Genomic DNA, 15,220 nt, shown 5'->3' on the forward strand with positions numbered 1-15,220 from the left:
CTGGATAATGGCTCCCAACAAAGAACTCGCCGCTGTAAGAAAGGAAATAGACGCGCTTGACTCCGAGCTGCTTGAACTTATAAACAAGCGGGCCGAACTCGCGACAGAGGTAAGCAGGCTCAAGAAAAAAGCTTCCCTGAGAGTTTACGACCTGGACAGAGAGAGGGAGATTGAAGCCAAGATAACGGAGAGCAACTCCGGCCCCCTCTCGGACGAGGACATCCTTTTAGTTTTCAGGGATATAATATCGCGTTGCAGGTCTCTTCAGCACGATGAGAAAGTCGCCTACCTGGGACCCGAAGGCAGTTTCTCAAACCAGGCCGCGTTTCGAAGATTCGGCGCTTCCTCCGAGCTTTTGCCCGTGTCGAGCGTCGTGGACGTGTTCGAGGAGGTGCACGGCAAAAGGGCCGATTTCGGCATAGTGCCCGTCGAGAACTCGGTAGAAGGCTCGGTGGGAGACGTGCTGGACATGTTCCTTGAGTGGGACCTCAGCATTTCCGCAGAGTGTTTTGAGCGCGTCGAGCACTTTCTGCTTTCCGCAAGCGGCGACATGAAGGATGTAAAGACCGTCGCCTCGCATCCCCAAGCGCTGGGGCAGTGCAAGAGGTGGATCGCCGCGAACCTCTACGGAGTCAAGCTTCTTGAGACCTCAAGCACCGCGGCGGCGGCGAAGCTTGCCGCGAGGGAAAACGATGTGGCTGCGATCGCAAGCGAGTTCTCGGGAACCATATACAACCTGAAGACGATCCAGAGCTACATAGAGGACAGCCCGCGCAACATGACCCGGTTCGTGATCGTGGGCAGGGAGAAGCCTCCCCCGTGCGGAGAGGACAAGACTTCGATTGCCTTTTCCGTCAAGGATGAGCCGGGAGTGCTTTACAGGGCGTTTTTTCTTCCTTTTTCGAAATCCAACATAAACCTCACCAAGATCGAGTCCAGACCCCTGCGGGACGGGCAGTGGGAGTATGTGTTCTTCGTTGACTTCTCGGGACATCGCGAGGAAGATGCCGTAAGGGACGCCCTCGAGAAAGTGGAAGCCAACTGCGTTTTTCTAAAGGTGCTCGGATCCTACCCAGTCGGATCGCTGGGCTGACGCCGCCTGCCGGGCAGAACCCCGATGGAACCAAGAGCAAGCGTAAAAAGCCTTATCCCCTACATTCCGGGAAAACCTATCGAGGAACTTGAGCGGGAACTCGGGATCCAAGGCGCGGCGAAGATGGCTTCGAACGAAAACCCCCTGGGCCCCTCCCCGCTCGCGCAAAAGGCGCTTGCGGAACACGTCTCGAAGGTAAACCTCTACCCGGACGGGGGCTGTTTCGAACTCAGGCGGAAACTTTCTGAGAAGCTCGGGGTGGCGGAGGACACCATAGTGATCGGCAACGGTTCGAACGAGGTGATAGAAATAGTTGCCAGGACGTTTCTCGAGCCGGGGGATGAAGCCATATACGGCCGTCACGCGTTTATCGTCTACCCGATCGTTACCCAGTCCCTCGGATGCTCTCACGTCATCTCCGAAATGCCGGATCTTACGCATGATCTCGAGGACATGCTTTCTCTGGTGACTCCGAAAACGAAAATCATCTATATCGCGAACCCGAACAACCCCACGGGGACTATAGTGAGGAGGGACGAGTTCGAGCGGTTCCTCAAGCGGGTGCCCGAGGACGTGATAGTGCTTGTGGACGAAGCCTATTTCGAGTACGTTGACGACCCCGAGTATCCGGACACGCTACGCTACCACCACGCTCGCGAATCGCTCGTGACGGTGAGAACCTTCTCCAAGATTTACGGGCTCGCGGGCCTCAGGGTCGGCTACGGGGTGGCGTCCGCCGAGGCGGTTTCCTACATGGACAGGGTGCGGGAACCGTTTAACGTGAACTCGGCCGCCCAGGCGGCGGCCTGCGCCGCGCTTGACGACGAGGGCCACGTCGCGCGCTCAAGGGGGCTTAACCGCGAGGGGAAGGAATTTTTCCGCGAGAAACTCGGCGAGCTCGGGGTCGGGTACACTGAGTCCCATACGAATTTCTTTCTCGTGGACCTTGAGAGGGACCCGATGCCGGTTTACGAGGCGCTTCTTCGCGACGGAGTGATAACGAGGCCCGTGGGCGGCTACGGACTTAAAACTCATCTCAGGGTAAGCTTCGGTCTCGCGCAGGAAAACGAAAGATTCATCGAATCGCTAAGGAGAATTCTCGGAAGATGACTTTTAAAAAGGTGGCGGTGATCGGTTTGGGGCTCATAGGAGGTTCCCTCGCGGCGGCTCTCCGCAACTCAGGAGAGGTGGGGGAGGTCTTCGGGGTCGAAAGGGATGCGGAGTCGCTCCGCTTCGCCCTCGAGGGCGGAATCGCGGACGCGGGCTCTTCCGAGATAGGCCCTGGGATATCCGGATCCGAAATAGTCGTCGTCGCAACCTATGTAGACGTCATAGCCGGGGTCGCGAAGGAAGCCTCCCGGTTCGTTTCCCCGGACGCGGTCGTTTGCGACACGGGGAGCGTTAAGGCTCCGATAGTGAGGGAGATGGAAAAGGGTCCCCGGAAGATCCGCTTCGTGGGAGCCCATCCCATCGCGGGAAGGGAAGTGTCCGGGGTAAGGGAGTCTGATCCCGCTCTTTTCTCCGGAAAAAGATGCGTGGTCACGCCCGTGGAGAGCACGTGTCCCGAGGCTCTCTCCGTGGTCAAGATGCTTTTTTCGCTTGTTGGAAGCGAGGTTGTGGAGATGGATCCCGAGTCCCACGACGAGGTCTTCTCGCTCGTAAGCCACCTCCCCCACGCGGTCGCCTATTCGCTTGTCGGTGCCGTGGCTTCTTCGGGAGGCGAGAGAAACCTTTTTGATTTTTCGGGAGGGGGCCTTGCCGACTTCACCAGGGTCGCGGGAAGTTCCCCCGAGATGTGGGCCGGGATTTTCATCGAGAACCGCGACGCGCTGCTCCGCGCCATCTGTGGTTTCTCGGGGAAGCTCGAGGAAATTGAAAAAGCCCTGGTCTCCGGTAATGTAGAAGAACTGGCGACACTTTTGAGGGAAGCCCGGGATTCCAAAAGGGATCTCGGGAAGTGAGCGGAGAATGTCCGATAAGGTAAAGAAAACGGACGAGCAGTGGCAGCAGCAGCTCTCCAGCGAGCAGTTTCTGGTCACGAGAAAAGCGGGCACCGAGAGGGCCTTTACCGGAAAGTACCACGACCATCACGAAAAAGGCATGTACAGATGCGTGTGCTGCGGGCAGAAGCTTTTCCGTTTTTCGGAAAAATTCGATTCCGGAACGGGATGGCCAAGCTTCTGGGAACCCGTCTCGCAGGAGAACGTGACGGAGAAGGCCGACCACTCCCACGGGATGACGAGAACCGAGGTTCTCTGCTCAAAGTGCGACGCCCATCTGGGCCACGTTTTCCCTGACGGCCCCCAGCCCACCGGGATGAGGTACTGCATAAATTCCGCCTCTTTGGATTTTGAGGAAGAAAAAGAGGAGTAGGAAAAGTGGCGACGGGTGGGATCGAACCACCGACACAGGCCTTATGAGAGCCCCGCTCTACCCCTGAGCTACGCCGCCCCAGGAAAAAACAAGGTAGACAGAAAGGCAGCAAATTATACCGGAACTCCGCCAGGATTCAACGCGCAGATCCACTATCCGGGCTTTTAGCAATCAGCCGGCGGCCGCGCCGTTTTTCTTGGTTTCTTCCCTGATGAGTCCGAGTTCCAGGAGTTTTCTGTAGGTTCTGGTGTGGGAACCGTAGAGGGAGAAGGTCTCTATGTCGCCGGGTTCGTCAATATCGATGCTGATGTTCAGATTCTTGTAGATGTCGCAGGGCACGTATCTCCGTTCGGCTTCCTCCCTGTGTTTCCTGAAGCTGTCGTTGCCGAACATGGATGGTATGGTGTCGGGGGGCTTTCTCAGTATGGCGTTTGTGCCGAGCTCGTCATCTGAGGGCACCAGGATAACGGACTTTCCCTTTTTTTCCTTCTCAAGGATGAAATCGAGATCCTCGCCGGTTACAAGCGGGGTGTCGCCCGGAATCACGAGCACCGATTTGGCGCCCATTTTCCTGCAGACCTGAAGCGCCAGGTCGACCGACCCGCTTTCTCCGAGCGGCTCTTCCTCCCTTATGACGTCAAACCCTTCCTCAAGCGCCATTTTCTCCGCCTTCCTGTCAACCGTCACGATAACCTTGTTGTCGGCAAGCTTGGAGCTTCCGACCGCGGAGAACACATCCTCAAGCATCACGTAGGCAAGCTCGGTCCTCTGTTTTTTGCTGAGCACGGAGGCGAGCCTCTCGTTCGCTCTGGAAAGATCTTTTACCGGAATCAATATGAACTTCAAAATAGCTACCTCACAGTGGTGGGCTTCCGCCCCCGCACTATTCTATCAATAAAACCATCGCTTGAAAAACAAAAAGAAGAGGCGGCTCTTGCCGCATCCCGTTTATTGACAATGAAAGATGCCTCTATATAGAATGATTAGCAGAAATTCGCCGGTAGGCCGCGAAAAAAGGAGCCCAGTTTAAATGACCCGCAAAGCGGTTTTAAAAAGAAAGACATCCGAAGTGAGCGCCAGCGTAGAACTTGATCTTGACGGAACCGGGAAATTCGACATCTCGACCGGGGTGCCGTTTTTCGATCACATGTTGAGCCAGTTCGCAAAGCACGGCTACTTTGACCTGACGGTGAAGGCCGAGGGAGACATTGACGTTGATTTCCACCACACCGTTGAGGACGTCGGGATAGCGCTCGGCGAAGCTTTCTCTGAAGCCCTCGGAGACAAGAGGGGAATCACGAGGTACGGACACGCCGTAATTCCCTTTGACGACGTGCTTGTCGTGGTGGCGGTCGATCTAAGCGACAGGCCCTGCTTCGTTTTCAAGGGGGATATCCCGGGGGGCAAGGTCGGGGACTTTGACGCGGAGCTTGCCGAGGAGTTTTTCAAGTCTCTTACGAACTCGCTTCGCTGCAATCTGCACATCGAGTTTCGCCACGGAACGAACCTGCACCACATAATAGAGGCCATGTTCAAAGCCTTGGGAAGATCCATGGATGCTGCCTCAGCGCTTGACGGGCGCCGCGACGATATTCCCTCGACCAAGGGGACTCTCTAGTGATTTCCATAGTGGATTACGGAATGGGGAACCTGAGAAGCGTCGAGAAGGGCTTTACCTCCCAGGGCATTGACGTGCGCGTTACCTCGGATCCGGGCGACATAGAGAGCTCAAGCGGCATCGTGCTTCCCGGAGTCGGGGCTTTCGGCGACTGCGTAAAGAACCTTCGGGACCGCTCCATGATCGGACCCATAAAGGATTTTGTCGAGAGCGGGCGGCCTTTTTTGGGAATATGCCTCGGATTTCAGGTGCTGTTTGAGTCAAGCGAAGAGGCGCCGGGGGAGCAGGGGCTCGGGATCTTCAGGGGGAAGGTCGTTCGGTTCCGCCCCGAGGATAAGAGCATGAAAGTGCCCCACATGGGCTGGAACAGGGTGAGTGCGCCCGAGCGGAATCCCATACTCGAGGGGATACCGCAGCGAAGCTGGTTTTATTTCGTTCACTCCTACCACGTGGTCTCGGAGCAGGCCGGGGTTGAGGTTCTTGTCTCTGATTACGGAGGCTCCTTTGAGGCGGGGGTCATATCGGGCAACCTCTCGGCTTTCCAGTTTCACCCTGAAAAAAGCTCTGACTACGGGCTCACGATCTTGAGGAACTTCTCGAAGCTCTGTCTTGAGAACTGATCCTTCTCCCGTCCGTAAACCGCTTCGTACGCGGCGTAGCTCCTGAGGATTTTCTTCACATAGTTCCTTGACTGCTCAAACGGGATTTCCTCTACGAATTCGTCGATGTCGAGAGAGCCGTTTTTCTCGTACCATGTCTTGGCGCTCGTGGGACCGCCGTTATACCCGGCGAGGCTTACGGCGAAATTCCCCTCGAAGATGCTGAGCAGCCAGCTCAGGTAGTAGCATCCGAGATCAAGGTTTATGTCGGGAGAGAAAAGCTGGGAGGCCTGAAAATTGCTGAGGCCCGCCTTGGGCGCCGCCTCAAGCGCCGTCGAGGGCAGAAGCTGCATGAGTCCCCTCGCGTCGGAAACGGAAACCGCCTCCTTGTCGAAATGGCTCTCCTCCCTTATGACGGAATAGACAAGGAACTCATCAAGGGCGTATTTGTGCGAAAAAAGCCTTACCCGCTTCTCAAACCCCTTCGGAAAGGAGAGGCGGAGCGCCTCGGGGGATCCGAGACCGTCTGCCAGGCTTATGGAGCTTTTGTAGTCGTGCGCCTGCAGGTAAAGCGAGGCGAGATAGATCCGCTGCACTACCGTTTTCGCCCGGGGGCGCAGAAGTTCCGCCTCCCGTAGCGCGAGATCGTATATCCCGGCCTTTATGAAGAAAAGGAATTTCTCGATCGCGGGATTTTTCCCGAAGGGGTTCCCCGAGTAGGCGGCGGCCGTGCTCCGAAGCGGGGGCAGGGCCTGCTTGAGCCTGAGTTTGGCGAGGAACGAATAGTAGGTGATTTTCCGCGAGTCGGCTAGCTTTCCAAGCGCGAAAAGAGCCCCGGGCTTGTCCCCCGCCCGCTCGGCCGCTCTCGCGTACCAGTAAAGAAAGCGCTCCCGCTCGGCGCCGTACGCCCAGGCGCGGTCAGAGAAAATCTCGACCGCCTTTTCGTACTCCTTTTTCCTGTAGTGGATCCATCCGAGATTCCAGGCGCTTTTCTCGGCCTCCTCCCTCCTGGGATATTTCTCGATGATGAGGCGGTAGAGGCGCTCGGCCTCTTCGAATTCTTCGCGCAGGTGGCGGAGCCTCGCGGCCTTAAAAAGCGATTTCACGGCCCAGGGACTTTTCGGGTTAAGCTTATGGAGAAGCTCGAAAACTCCTATGGCTTCTTTTTCTTTTTCCATGCTCATCAGGGTCACGCCCTTCCAGTAAAAAGCCTTCGGGGAGTCTATGGCCGAGAAGACTTCCAAGGCTTCGGGAAACCTCGAGAGCCTGTAGAGGCAGATGCCGGTTTTTATTCTGACCGCTTTTGTCTGGGGAGCCCCGGAGAAGGCCGAAAGCGCACTCTCCCAGTTTCCGGCTGCGAACATGACTTTCCCTCTTTTTACGAATTGCTGCGGAGAGGGAGTGAAGACCTTTTCGTTTTTTTCGTGAAGTTCAAACACGTAGTCGGAGAAGCTCACTTCGGGGTGCTCGACCCAAATTCTCTCAAACACCCCCGAGGCCGCGTGAAACAGCCCCTGTCTTTCCTTTATTTCGCCCAGGTTTTTAAGATGGACGGCTTTTTTCCACCTGCTGTCCGTTTTTCGGGCGAGCTGGGAGTATATTTTCTCCGCCTCCGCGTGGCGATCGCTTTCAAGGTGGATTTTGGCGAGCTGCTCGTGCGCGTCATGGCCGACCGCCGAATTCGGGTGATGTTTCAGGATTTTAAGGAAAAGCGCTTCCGCTTTTTCTTTCTGCCCGAGGCCGAGCGCCGCCTCCGCCTCGTAATAGAGCAGGTAATCCTCCATGAAGATGAGCTTGTCCCTTATCTCGGCCAGGATCCCGCGCACCTCCGCGTGCTGATCGTTTCGGGCGTGGCAGTGAAGCTTGAGAAACCGCGCCTCGAGGGTTTGCTCGGCGGAGAGCAGGGCTTTTTTGCAGTCGGCGTTGCTGGCGCGCGCCGCATCCGCGGAGACGGCGACAAGAAGGAAAACAAAAAGAAAAACCCGCAGCGCGGTCTTTTTCGGCCCCATTACCTTGAGTTCTCCGAAGCGAGGAGGTCCCTTATGCCTTCTCCGAAAAGATTGAAAGAAAGCGCCGTTACGAAAATCGCGAGGCTTGGGAACACTATCAGGTGAGGAAATGTCCTTATCCCCTGCCATCCGGTGCTCGCAAGCGTTCCCCAGCTTGCCTCGGGAGGGGATATGCCGAGGCCTAGAAAGCTAAGCGTGGATTCCGTTAGGATGGCGTAGGGAACCGAAAACGTGACGGTGACTATCAGGGGACTGAGCGTGTTGGGAAGAATGTGCCTTATCAGAATGGTCCGGGGGGGTGCCCCGAGCGCCCTTGCCGACTCAACGTACTCAAACGACTTTATCTGCAAAACGCTTCCCCTAACTATCCTCGCGACCCTCATCCACGACATAACCCCCAGGGATATGACGATGCCCGTTACCCCGGTTCCGATAACCAGCGTCAGCAGGACGATCAGCAAAAGATCGGGAACGGCGTAGAACACGTCCACCGTGCGCATTATGAGTTCGTCGATTTTTCCCCCCGCGTATCCCGAGACCGCTCCGAGCACCGTTCCTATGACGAGGGCCATGGCCGCGGTTCCAACGGCGACTGCGATCGATATCCTCGAGCCGTGGATGACCCTGCTCAGCAGGTCGCGCCCCTCCTGGTCCGTTCCCATGAGGTGCACCGAGTCGGGAGCGCGAAGGGCGTTCGAGAAATTCGTCTGGTCGTACTCGTAGGGGGAGAGAGCGGGCGCGAAAATAGCTACCAGAATTATGAGGAGTATTATCGTTCCCGTGATCGCTATCTGGGTTTTTACGTACATGCTGCCTGGGACCCCGGAAGTTCAGGTGTCCTTTCTGTGTGTGGCCCGGACGACCGTCTTTATTCCGCCGCGGACATTGAAGTCGCCCGTGACCTCGACCGACCTGGGATCGCACACGGAAACAAAGTCATTTAGAATCCTGTTTGTCACGTGCTCGTGGAACTCGCCCGTGTTTCTGTAGGAGAACATGTAAAGCTTAAGGGACTTCAGCTCCACGCAGAGACGGTCGGGGACGTATTTTATGGTGATGGTCGCAAAGTCCGGCTGCCCCGTTTTCGGGCAAACGCAGGTGAACTCGGGACAGGATATCTCGATTTCGTAATCCCTCTCCGGGTTTTTGTTCTCGAAAGTCTCGAGGATTTCCGGGTTCGGTTCGTCCATGGGGCAAAAACGCCGCGCGGCCTTCGCGCACGCCACCTCCGTCTCCGCATAATTTATCAGATGTAAGTCGGTAATCAACCCCGGGGGCGGGAGTTTTCCCCGGTTTGACACCTCGGGGTTTAGAGTAAATAATCTTTTCTCCAATGCTCTGGGGCATCGTATAACGGCAGTACAGCGGACTCTGGATCCGCTAGTCTAGGTTCGAATCCTAGTGCCCCAGCCAACTGTTTTTGATGATTTCCCCCTATCAAGCTTTACTTACAGCTTTTGTTCTGTTATTATTTTCTTGTTTACAGAATATAGGCTGTGATATGACCGATAAATTCAAGTATATCCAATTACGGACACTGGATGATCACCTCTCCAGAGTAAATGTTTGCGACCGTCCCTCTAGCGGTTGGATTCGTGCTGTCCGCACCTCGCTTGGCATGAGTGTCCGCCAGATGGCGGAACGTATGGGCATCGCGCAGCAGTCCGCCGCTCGTCTGGAAAAAAACGAGGCGGACGATGCCATTAAGTTAAAATCACTCCGCAGAGCTGCCGAGGCACTAGGTTGCAGGCTCGTTTATGCTCTTGTTCCCAATGAAGGCAGCTTGGGGGGTATCGTACACAAGCAGGCGCTTAAAAAGGCCAGAGATATTGTCGCTCCTGTGGACCACAGCATGATGCTGGAAGGGCAGAATGTGGGCGATAGGCAGGAGAAAATCCTGCAGATTGCCGATGAACTGGCGCGGAATCCGGGCCCCAGGCTTTGGGATTAAATGGCCAGCGGATAAAATATTGTCCCAGGCGAAGTCACTCCATTATCTCAAACCGGAATATGTCCGGCCTTGAGAAGTGCCCCACGGAGTCTATGACGGTCTTGGCCCTTATTATCTGGTCAAGCTCGATTTCGGCGTAGAGAATCTCCTCCTTTCCGTACACGGGACCGGCTATGTACTGTCCCCTCGGGTTTATTATGCCGCTTCCCCCGGGGTAATCCCAGATCGTATGCTCTTTGAGGGGAAAGGAGTCGGGGATCATGTCCTCTTCAATGAAGCCCGCTGAGATTATGACGAACACCTGCCCCTCAAACGCGTACTGGCGGCTCGCGAAATCCATCGTGTCCTTAACGAACGAGTGTCCTCCCCAGAGCCCCACGTGCACCTGCTCTCCCTTGGTGAACATCGCATACTTCTCAAGGGTCATGTGATGCTCGTAGCAGAAAAGCCCCCCTATTTTTCCGACTTCGGTGTCAAATACTCTCACGTCCTCGGCGGTTCCGTTGGCCCAGACGCATTTTTCGCTGTCAATCGACATGAGCTTTCTGTGCCTTCCGAGAAGGGAGCCGTCCTTGCCGAAGTAAAGTATGGTGTTGTAGAGGGTTCCCCCCTCCTTTTCGTTAACCCCTATTACGACGCACATCTTGGCCTTTCTTGCGGCATCGCCGATTCTTTTCGTATCTTCCCCCGGAACCTCGACCGAGTTTCTGTGAAGCTCGACGTGGGCGTCCATGGTGAGCTTTTTCTCGGCGCCGAACCCGAGATCCTTGGGCCAGTAGGGATAGGTGGGTATGAAAGCCTCGGGGAAAACCACCAGTTCCGCCCCGTTTCCCGCGGCCTCCTTTATTAGCCTGAGGACTTTATTGACCGTGCCCTTTTTGTCGAGAAAAACGGGAGCGGCCTGCACCGCGGCCGCCGTAAAGGATTTTCCGTTGCTCATAATGAGTTATTATATAATGAAAGTTAAAAAAAAGCAGGGTTTTAACCCGAAGCAAGGGGGATAAAAATGGGAAGACTTACCGGAAAAACCGCGCTCATAACGGGCGGGGGAGAAGGAATAGGAAAAGCGACGGCGCTTCTGTTCTCAGAAGAGGGCGCCAACGTGGGCATAATGTCCAGAACGGCGGAGAGGCTGGATGAAGTGGTAGCCGAGAACCCGGGTCCCGGGGAGATAAGGGCATATCCGGGGGATGTTTCAAAGGAAGAAGACGTAAAGAGAGTGGTCGAGGCCTTCTACGAAGATTTCGGAAAGGTCGACATACTGTTTAACAACGCCGGAATTCTGGAGGGCGGCACGGTGGTAACTACCTCTAACGAGGTTTGGGACCGGACGATCGACATAAACGTGAAGGGGGTCTTTCTCGTAAGCAAGTATGTCGTTCCGCTGATGGCTGAGCACGGCGGGGGCTCAATAATCAACAATTCAAGCGTGCTCGGCATCGTGGGCATGGAGGGCTGCGTGGCGTACAATGCCTCCAAGGGTGCCGTGAGGCAGATAACGAGGAGCATGGCCCTTGATCACGCAAAGGACAACATAAGGACAAACTCCGTCTGCCCCGGCTACATAAAGACCAAGATGGACCCCGAGTTCATGGGGAACCCCCCGGACGCCGAGGAGCAGCTTGACGCGATAGCGGCCGACATGATTCCCCTTGTGAGAAGGGCCGAGGCCGAGGAGGTGGCCCACTCGGTGCTCTACCTGGCTTCTGACGAGGCGCGGTACGTAACGGGTTCCGATCTGGTGATAGACGGGGGCTGGACCACGCTTTAGGCGCGGTCCTGCCGGCAGAAAAACTTGAGAAAACAAGCTAGAGATAGAGGAGGAATTTCACATGGAAGTTTTTGAAGCAATGGGCACGAGGAGAAGCTTTCGGTTCTACAAGCCCTGGAAAGAGGTCGAGGACTGGAAAATACAGAAGATGCTCCAGGCGGCGCGGTACTGCTCCTGCCAGGGCAACTGCAACTCGACCGAGGCGATAGTTATAGACAAGAGGACCTATCCCCCGGAGAAATTCGAGAAGATAGTGGAGTGCGGATCCGCGTTTAACGAGATTCATTTGCGCCAGGCCCCGATTATCGTGGCGTGGCTCATAAACCTGGACGCCTGGTACAAGGAGCTCATACAGACCTTCCAGGTGCTGTTTCCCGCAAGGGCCATAACCGCGGCTCACGGCTGGACCTACAAGATACTGACCGAGAGCACCTATCCGAGGCTTATGAGTTTTCCAAAGGACAGGGCGGAGGATCTCCTGAGGGTCGAGGCGGGCCAGGCGATAGCAAACGCCATGCTCGCGGCCACCGACATGGGCCTTGGGTGCTGCCTTATCGCCACGGGAAGAAAGCCGGCCGAGTTCCCGAAAGTTCTCGGGACTCCCGAGAATATAGTTCCGATCTGGCTCATGACGGTGGGATACGCGGCCGAGGACCCCGGGCAGAGGCCGAGAAAGAGGTTCGACAGGCTTTATCACTCAAATGAGTACGGAACTCCGCTTGCCGAGGATCAGAGCGTGCGCAAGGAGCTTGAGAAGGAGAAACTGATACAGCCCATGGATCCGCTTCCTGGAAGGGAGGAGGAGTTGAGGCACATATGCAGGATGTTCGGTTTCACAGAAGACATGTGCGACATGCCGAAGGAGAGGGTTCTCGAGATGTACGAGGAGGACTCTCCCTATTACGGAGAGCTTCCCCCTGGCCTTGAAGAAAGGGGAGTCTGAAAAAACGTATATATAATAAGGAAAAGGGGCGCGGCCGTCTGTGGGATGTCTCCGCGGAAGCCGCACCTTTTTTCCCGGCCCTACTTCTTATACTCGCACTTGCAGAGATTCTGCCTTATGTATGCCACCACGTTTTCTATGTCTTCGGGACTCACCACCCCGCCCCAGGGAGGCATGGCCGGGGACTTGCCTACAGCCATCCCGCCGTTTGTTATCACGTTAACCAGATACTCGTCCGTGTAGGTTTCAAGCAGCGTCGCGCTCGAGAGGTCTCTCGGTTTGGGATCAAGCGCCGCCGCGCCGACTCCGTCGCCGAGCCCCGTGGGGCCGTGGCAGAGAGCGCAGTAGGTGTCGTAGACTTCCTGACCTTTCGCGCTGTCAGCCGCTTGTGAGGGCCCTGCAGCGAGAAAAAGCGCGCACGAAAAAACAAGGGTTGCCAGTAGAATTCCGTTTTTCATTTTCTTTGGTCTCTCTCCGGGAAAAAGTCTGATTCGGGGAAAAGCTTCCCCGGCCTTTGAATATATCCTCTTTGCCTTTTATAATCAAACTGTGGAGGCGGCTTTGCGTGAGCGCCTCGGGACAGGAGATAAAGGCGAAATGGTGGAGATAAAGTACTGCGTGCGCTGCGGCTGGCTTCCGCGTTCCGCGTGGATGGCGCAGGAGCTTCTGGGCACCTTCGGGGAAGCCCTGGGAGGGGTGTCGCTCGTTCCCTCAAGCGGCGGGATCTTCGAGGTGCGCGCGGGCGGGGAGCTTGTGTGGTCGCGAAAGGAGACGGGAAGATTCCCGGAGATAAAGGAGCTTAAGCGCGCGGTGCGCGACGCGGTGTGTCCCGGCATGGACTTGGGGCACACGGATTCGGTCTGAGGACCGGGCTCGCGCCCCGCGAAATTGTTTTTGACAAGAGCGTGCGGCGCGTGTAAATACCTGCCTTTACGGCTAGAGCAGAGAGAAGGTTTGGGAATGTCAAACAACAACTACATACATATATTCGACACCACGCTTCGCGACGGGGAGCAGGCCCCGGGCTGCAGCATGACCTCAGGGGAGAAACTGCGGGTCGCATATCAGCTCGAGCGCCTGGGCGTCGACATAATAGAGGCGGGGTTTCCCATATCCTCTGAAGAGGACTTCCAGTCAGTCAAGAAAATAGCGCAGAGGATAAAGGGCTGCCAGATAGCCGGGCTCTGCAGGGCCAACCTGAAGGACATAGACCGCGGCTGGGAAGCCGTGCAGCATTCAGAGAGCCCGAGGATACACACCTTCATCGCCACATCCGAAATACATCTTAAGTACAAATTGAGAAAAACGAGGGATCAGGTCCTTGAGATGATAAGCGGTGCCGTAAAGCACGCGCGAAACTACACGGACAACGTCGAGTTCTCCTGCGAGGACGCGACGCGCACCGATATCGACTATCTCTGCACCGCGGTCGACGTCGCCGTCCGCTCGGGAGCCACGACGATTAACATTCCCGACACGGTCGGGTACACGATCCCCGAGGAGTTCGCTTACATAATCCACACGCTCGTTAAAAACGTCCCGAACCTCGACGACGTGATCCTCAGCGTCCACTGCCACAACGACCTCGGACTCGCCGTCGCGAATTCCCACGCGGCCATAAGCGAGGGGGCAAGGCAGGTGGAATGCACGATTAACGGCCTCGGTGAGAGGGCCGGCAACGCATCGCTTGAGGAAATAGTGATGGGCCTGAGCGTAAGAAGCGACAAGAAACCCTACACTTTCGGGATAAACACCACGCAGATATATCCCACCAGCAGACTCGTTTCCCAGGTTACCGGGGTCAACGTTCAGCCCAACAAGGCGATTGTGGGAGCGAACGCGTTTGCCCACGAGGCGGGAATTCACCAGGACGGGGTGCTTAAGGAGAGCATAACCTACGAGATAATGACCCCGCAGGAGGTAGGGATTCCCTCTAACCAGATAGTGCTCGGCAAGCACTCGGGACGCCACGCGTTTCGGGATCGCCTCGAGGAGTACGGCTACGTTTTGGAGCAGGAAGCCTTTGAGAACGCGTTTACGAAGTTCAAGGCCCTTGCCGACAAGAAGAAATACGTTTTCGACGAGGACATAGAGGCCCTTATAAACCAGGAGTTCCTGCGATCCTCTGATTATTACGAGTTCACGGCCGCGAGCTACTCGGGCGGAACGGACACGTCGCCCGAGGCGAGCGTCACGATCATGGCGGGCGGGGAGGAGATCTCGGTTTCCGAGACGGGCTCGGGGCCCGTCGACGCTATTTTCAAGGCGGTTAAGAAGGCGACGGGGCTTGACCCGAGGCTTGAGAGTTTTTCGGTTTCCTCGATAACCGGCGGAACCGACGCGCAGGGAGAGGTCACGGTCAGGATATGGGATGAGGGAGTGATATCCCAGGGGCAGGGGGTCGATACGGATATTTCAGTTGCGAGCGCGAAGGCTTTTGTTAGCGCGCTTAACAGGCTTCGCTGGAGAAAGGAGCATCCGCGCAGGGGCTCCGAGCTTAAGGGAATTTAACGTGGTTCTGACCGTTCGGTTTTCCGGGGAACGGCTGACCGGATGTTCCTGAAATGCGGCTTGCGGACCGAAGTTCCGGTTCGGCTTTTGGGATGTGCTGGGGCGGGGGCAAAACGGAGGTACGGCGGCACTTGATTTGCCGGTGAATATCGGTTTTTATTGAATTAAGTTGAATTTCGATTTTATTAGTGTTATTGTTTGAGTTAGACGGAAGGTAGCTTGAAGTGAAAGAAATCAAGAATGGATTCAAGAAAGCGGTGGGTCTGGGATTCTTTATCTCTAAAAACCGCTTGACATTCTGTCCGGTGTCAGAGTAAGATAATGATTGAAAAAAAGCGGGCGGTTGTATCGG

17 protein-coding genes and 2 tRNA genes are annotated in these 15,220 nt (G+C 56.0%); 12 read left to right on the plus strand and 7 right to left on the minus strand.

Annotated features, from left to right (window positions below; genetic code table 11):
* The first annotated feature begins 7 nt into the window (after positions 1 to 7).
* Genes pheA through msrB form a run of 4 tightly spaced genes read left to right on the plus strand, consistent with a single transcriptional unit; the run spans position 8 to position 3,466 of the window.
* Positions 8 to 1,093, plus strand: coding sequence for a prephenate dehydratase (gene pheA / locus F4X55_07385; protein MYC40811.1), 1,086 nt, complete (start codon positions 8 to 10; stop codon positions 1,091 to 1,093).
* Between the two features lie 24 nt (positions 1,094 to 1,117).
* The gene (locus tag F4X55_07390; protein MYC40812.1) at positions 1,118 to 2,203 is read left to right on the plus strand and encodes a histidinol-phosphate transaminase; all 1,086 of its coding nucleotides are present in this window, start codon (positions 1,118 to 1,120) and stop codon (positions 2,201 to 2,203) included.
* Entirely contained in the window at positions 2,200 to 3,054 is an 855-nt protein-coding gene (locus F4X55_07395; protein ID MYC40813.1) for a prephenate dehydrogenase/arogenate dehydrogenase family protein, read from the plus strand. Before F4X55_07390 ends, F4X55_07395 begins: the two co-directional genes overlap by 4 nt.
* Before the next feature lie 7 nt (positions 3,055 to 3,061).
* Positions 3,062 to 3,466: a peptide-methionine (R)-S-oxide reductase MsrB gene (gene msrB / locus F4X55_07400; protein MYC40814.1), complete on the plus strand. Its 405-nt coding sequence runs from the start codon at positions 3,062 to 3,064 to the stop codon at positions 3,464 to 3,466.
* A gap of 6 nt (positions 3,467 to 3,472) precedes the next feature.
* Here msrB and F4X55_07405 read toward each other — a convergent pair.
* Positions 3,473 to 3,544: transfer RNA gene (locus tag F4X55_07405), tRNA-Met, on the minus strand.
* A gap of 93 nt (positions 3,545 to 3,637) precedes the next feature.
* Positions 3,638 to 4,315, minus strand: coding sequence for a 2-phospho-L-lactate guanylyltransferase (gene cofC, locus F4X55_07410; protein ID MYC40815.1), 678 nt, complete (start codon positions 4,313 to 4,315; stop codon positions 3,638 to 3,640).
* A gap of 181 nt (positions 4,316 to 4,496) precedes the next feature.
* Here cofC and hisB point away from each other — a divergent pair, with 181 nt between their 5' ends.
* On the plus strand, positions 4,497 to 5,084 hold the full coding sequence (gene hisB, locus F4X55_07415) for an imidazoleglycerol-phosphate dehydratase HisB (GenBank protein ID MYC40816.1): 588 nt from the start codon (positions 4,497 to 4,499) through the stop codon (positions 5,082 to 5,084).
* A complete protein-coding gene (gene hisH / locus F4X55_07420; protein ID MYC40817.1) occupies positions 5,084 to 5,704 on the plus strand; it encodes an imidazole glycerol phosphate synthase subunit HisH in 621 nt (206 codons plus the stop codon). The genes hisB and hisH overlap by 1 nt, the downstream gene beginning before the upstream one ends.
* Here the strand turns inward: hisH and F4X55_07425 are convergent.
* The 3 genes from F4X55_07425 to queF are packed head-to-tail and all read right to left on the minus strand — an operon-like array spanning position 5,653 to position 8,882.
* Positions 5,653 to 7,821 (minus strand): transglycosylase SLT domain-containing protein, encoded by a 2,169-nt coding sequence (locus F4X55_07425; GenBank protein MYC40818.1) that lies wholly within the window; start codon positions 7,819 to 7,821, stop codon positions 5,653 to 5,655. The two genes, hisH and F4X55_07425, sit on opposite strands and share 52 nt — an antisense overlap.
* Positions 7,692 to 8,501 (minus strand): ABC transporter permease, encoded by an 810-nt coding sequence (locus F4X55_07430; GenBank protein MYC40819.1) that lies wholly within the window; start codon positions 8,499 to 8,501, stop codon positions 7,692 to 7,694. The genes F4X55_07425 and F4X55_07430 overlap by 130 nt, the downstream gene beginning before the upstream one ends.
* Positions 8,502 to 8,522: 21 nt before the next feature.
* Positions 8,523 to 8,882, minus strand: a complete 360-nt coding sequence (gene queF, locus F4X55_07435) for an NADPH-dependent 7-cyano-7-deazaguanine reductase QueF (protein ID MYC40820.1) — start codon at positions 8,880 to 8,882, stop codon at positions 8,523 to 8,525.
* Positions 8,883 to 9,031: 149 nt separating this feature from the next.
* Between queF and F4X55_07440 the strand changes: the two genes are divergently transcribed.
* Both F4X55_07440 and F4X55_07445 read left to right on the plus strand, forming a co-directional pair.
* Positions 9,032 to 9,105: transfer RNA gene (locus F4X55_07440), tRNA-Gln, on the plus strand.
* 10 nt (positions 9,106 to 9,115) lie between these two features.
* Positions 9,116 to 9,643, plus strand: coding sequence for a mobile mystery protein A (locus F4X55_07445; protein MYC40821.1), 528 nt, complete (start codon positions 9,116 to 9,118; stop codon positions 9,641 to 9,643).
* Between the two features lie 34 nt (positions 9,644 to 9,677).
* On the opposite strand, the gene F4X55_07450 is transcribed toward F4X55_07445, so the two are convergent.
* Entirely contained in the window at positions 9,678 to 10,583 is a 906-nt protein-coding gene (locus F4X55_07450; protein ID MYC40822.1) for a carbon-nitrogen hydrolase family protein, read from the minus strand.
* A 66-nt stretch (positions 10,584 to 10,649) separates the two neighbouring features.
* Here F4X55_07450 and F4X55_07455 point away from each other — a divergent pair, with 66 nt between their 5' ends.
* Positions 10,650 to 11,414, plus strand: a complete 765-nt coding sequence (locus tag F4X55_07455; GenBank protein MYC40823.1) for a glucose 1-dehydrogenase — start codon at positions 10,650 to 10,652, stop codon at positions 11,412 to 11,414.
* Between the two features lie 61 nt (positions 11,415 to 11,475).
* On the plus strand, positions 11,476 to 12,357 hold the full coding sequence (locus F4X55_07460) for a hypothetical protein (GenBank protein ID MYC40824.1): 882 nt from the start codon (positions 11,476 to 11,478) through the stop codon (positions 12,355 to 12,357).
* A gap of 80 nt (positions 12,358 to 12,437) precedes the next feature.
* Here the strand turns inward: F4X55_07460 and F4X55_07465 are convergent, their stop codons facing one another.
* Positions 12,438 to 12,815, minus strand: coding sequence for a cytochrome c (locus F4X55_07465; protein ID MYC40825.1), 378 nt, complete (start codon positions 12,813 to 12,815; stop codon positions 12,438 to 12,440).
* Between the two features lie 139 nt (positions 12,816 to 12,954).
* Between F4X55_07465 and F4X55_07470 the strand changes: the two genes are divergently transcribed.
* Together F4X55_07470 and F4X55_07475 are read left to right on the plus strand one after the other, a co-directional pair.
* The gene (locus F4X55_07470; GenBank protein MYC40826.1) at positions 12,955 to 13,221 is read left to right on the plus strand and encodes a SelT/SelW/SelH family protein; all 267 of its coding nucleotides are present in this window, start codon (positions 12,955 to 12,957) and stop codon (positions 13,219 to 13,221) included.
* 96 nt (positions 13,222 to 13,317) lie between these two features.
* Positions 13,318 to 14,868, plus strand: a complete 1,551-nt coding sequence (locus tag F4X55_07475; GenBank protein MYC40827.1) for a 2-isopropylmalate synthase — start codon at positions 13,318 to 13,320, stop codon at positions 14,866 to 14,868.
* The last annotated feature ends 352 nt before the right edge of the window (positions 14,869 to 15,220 follow it).

It is taken from the genome of Candidatus Dadabacteria bacterium (genome assembly GCA_009840385.1).
GTDB lineage: Bacteria > Desulfobacterota_D > UBA1144 > Nemesobacterales > Nemesobacteraceae > Nemesobacter > Nemesobacter australis.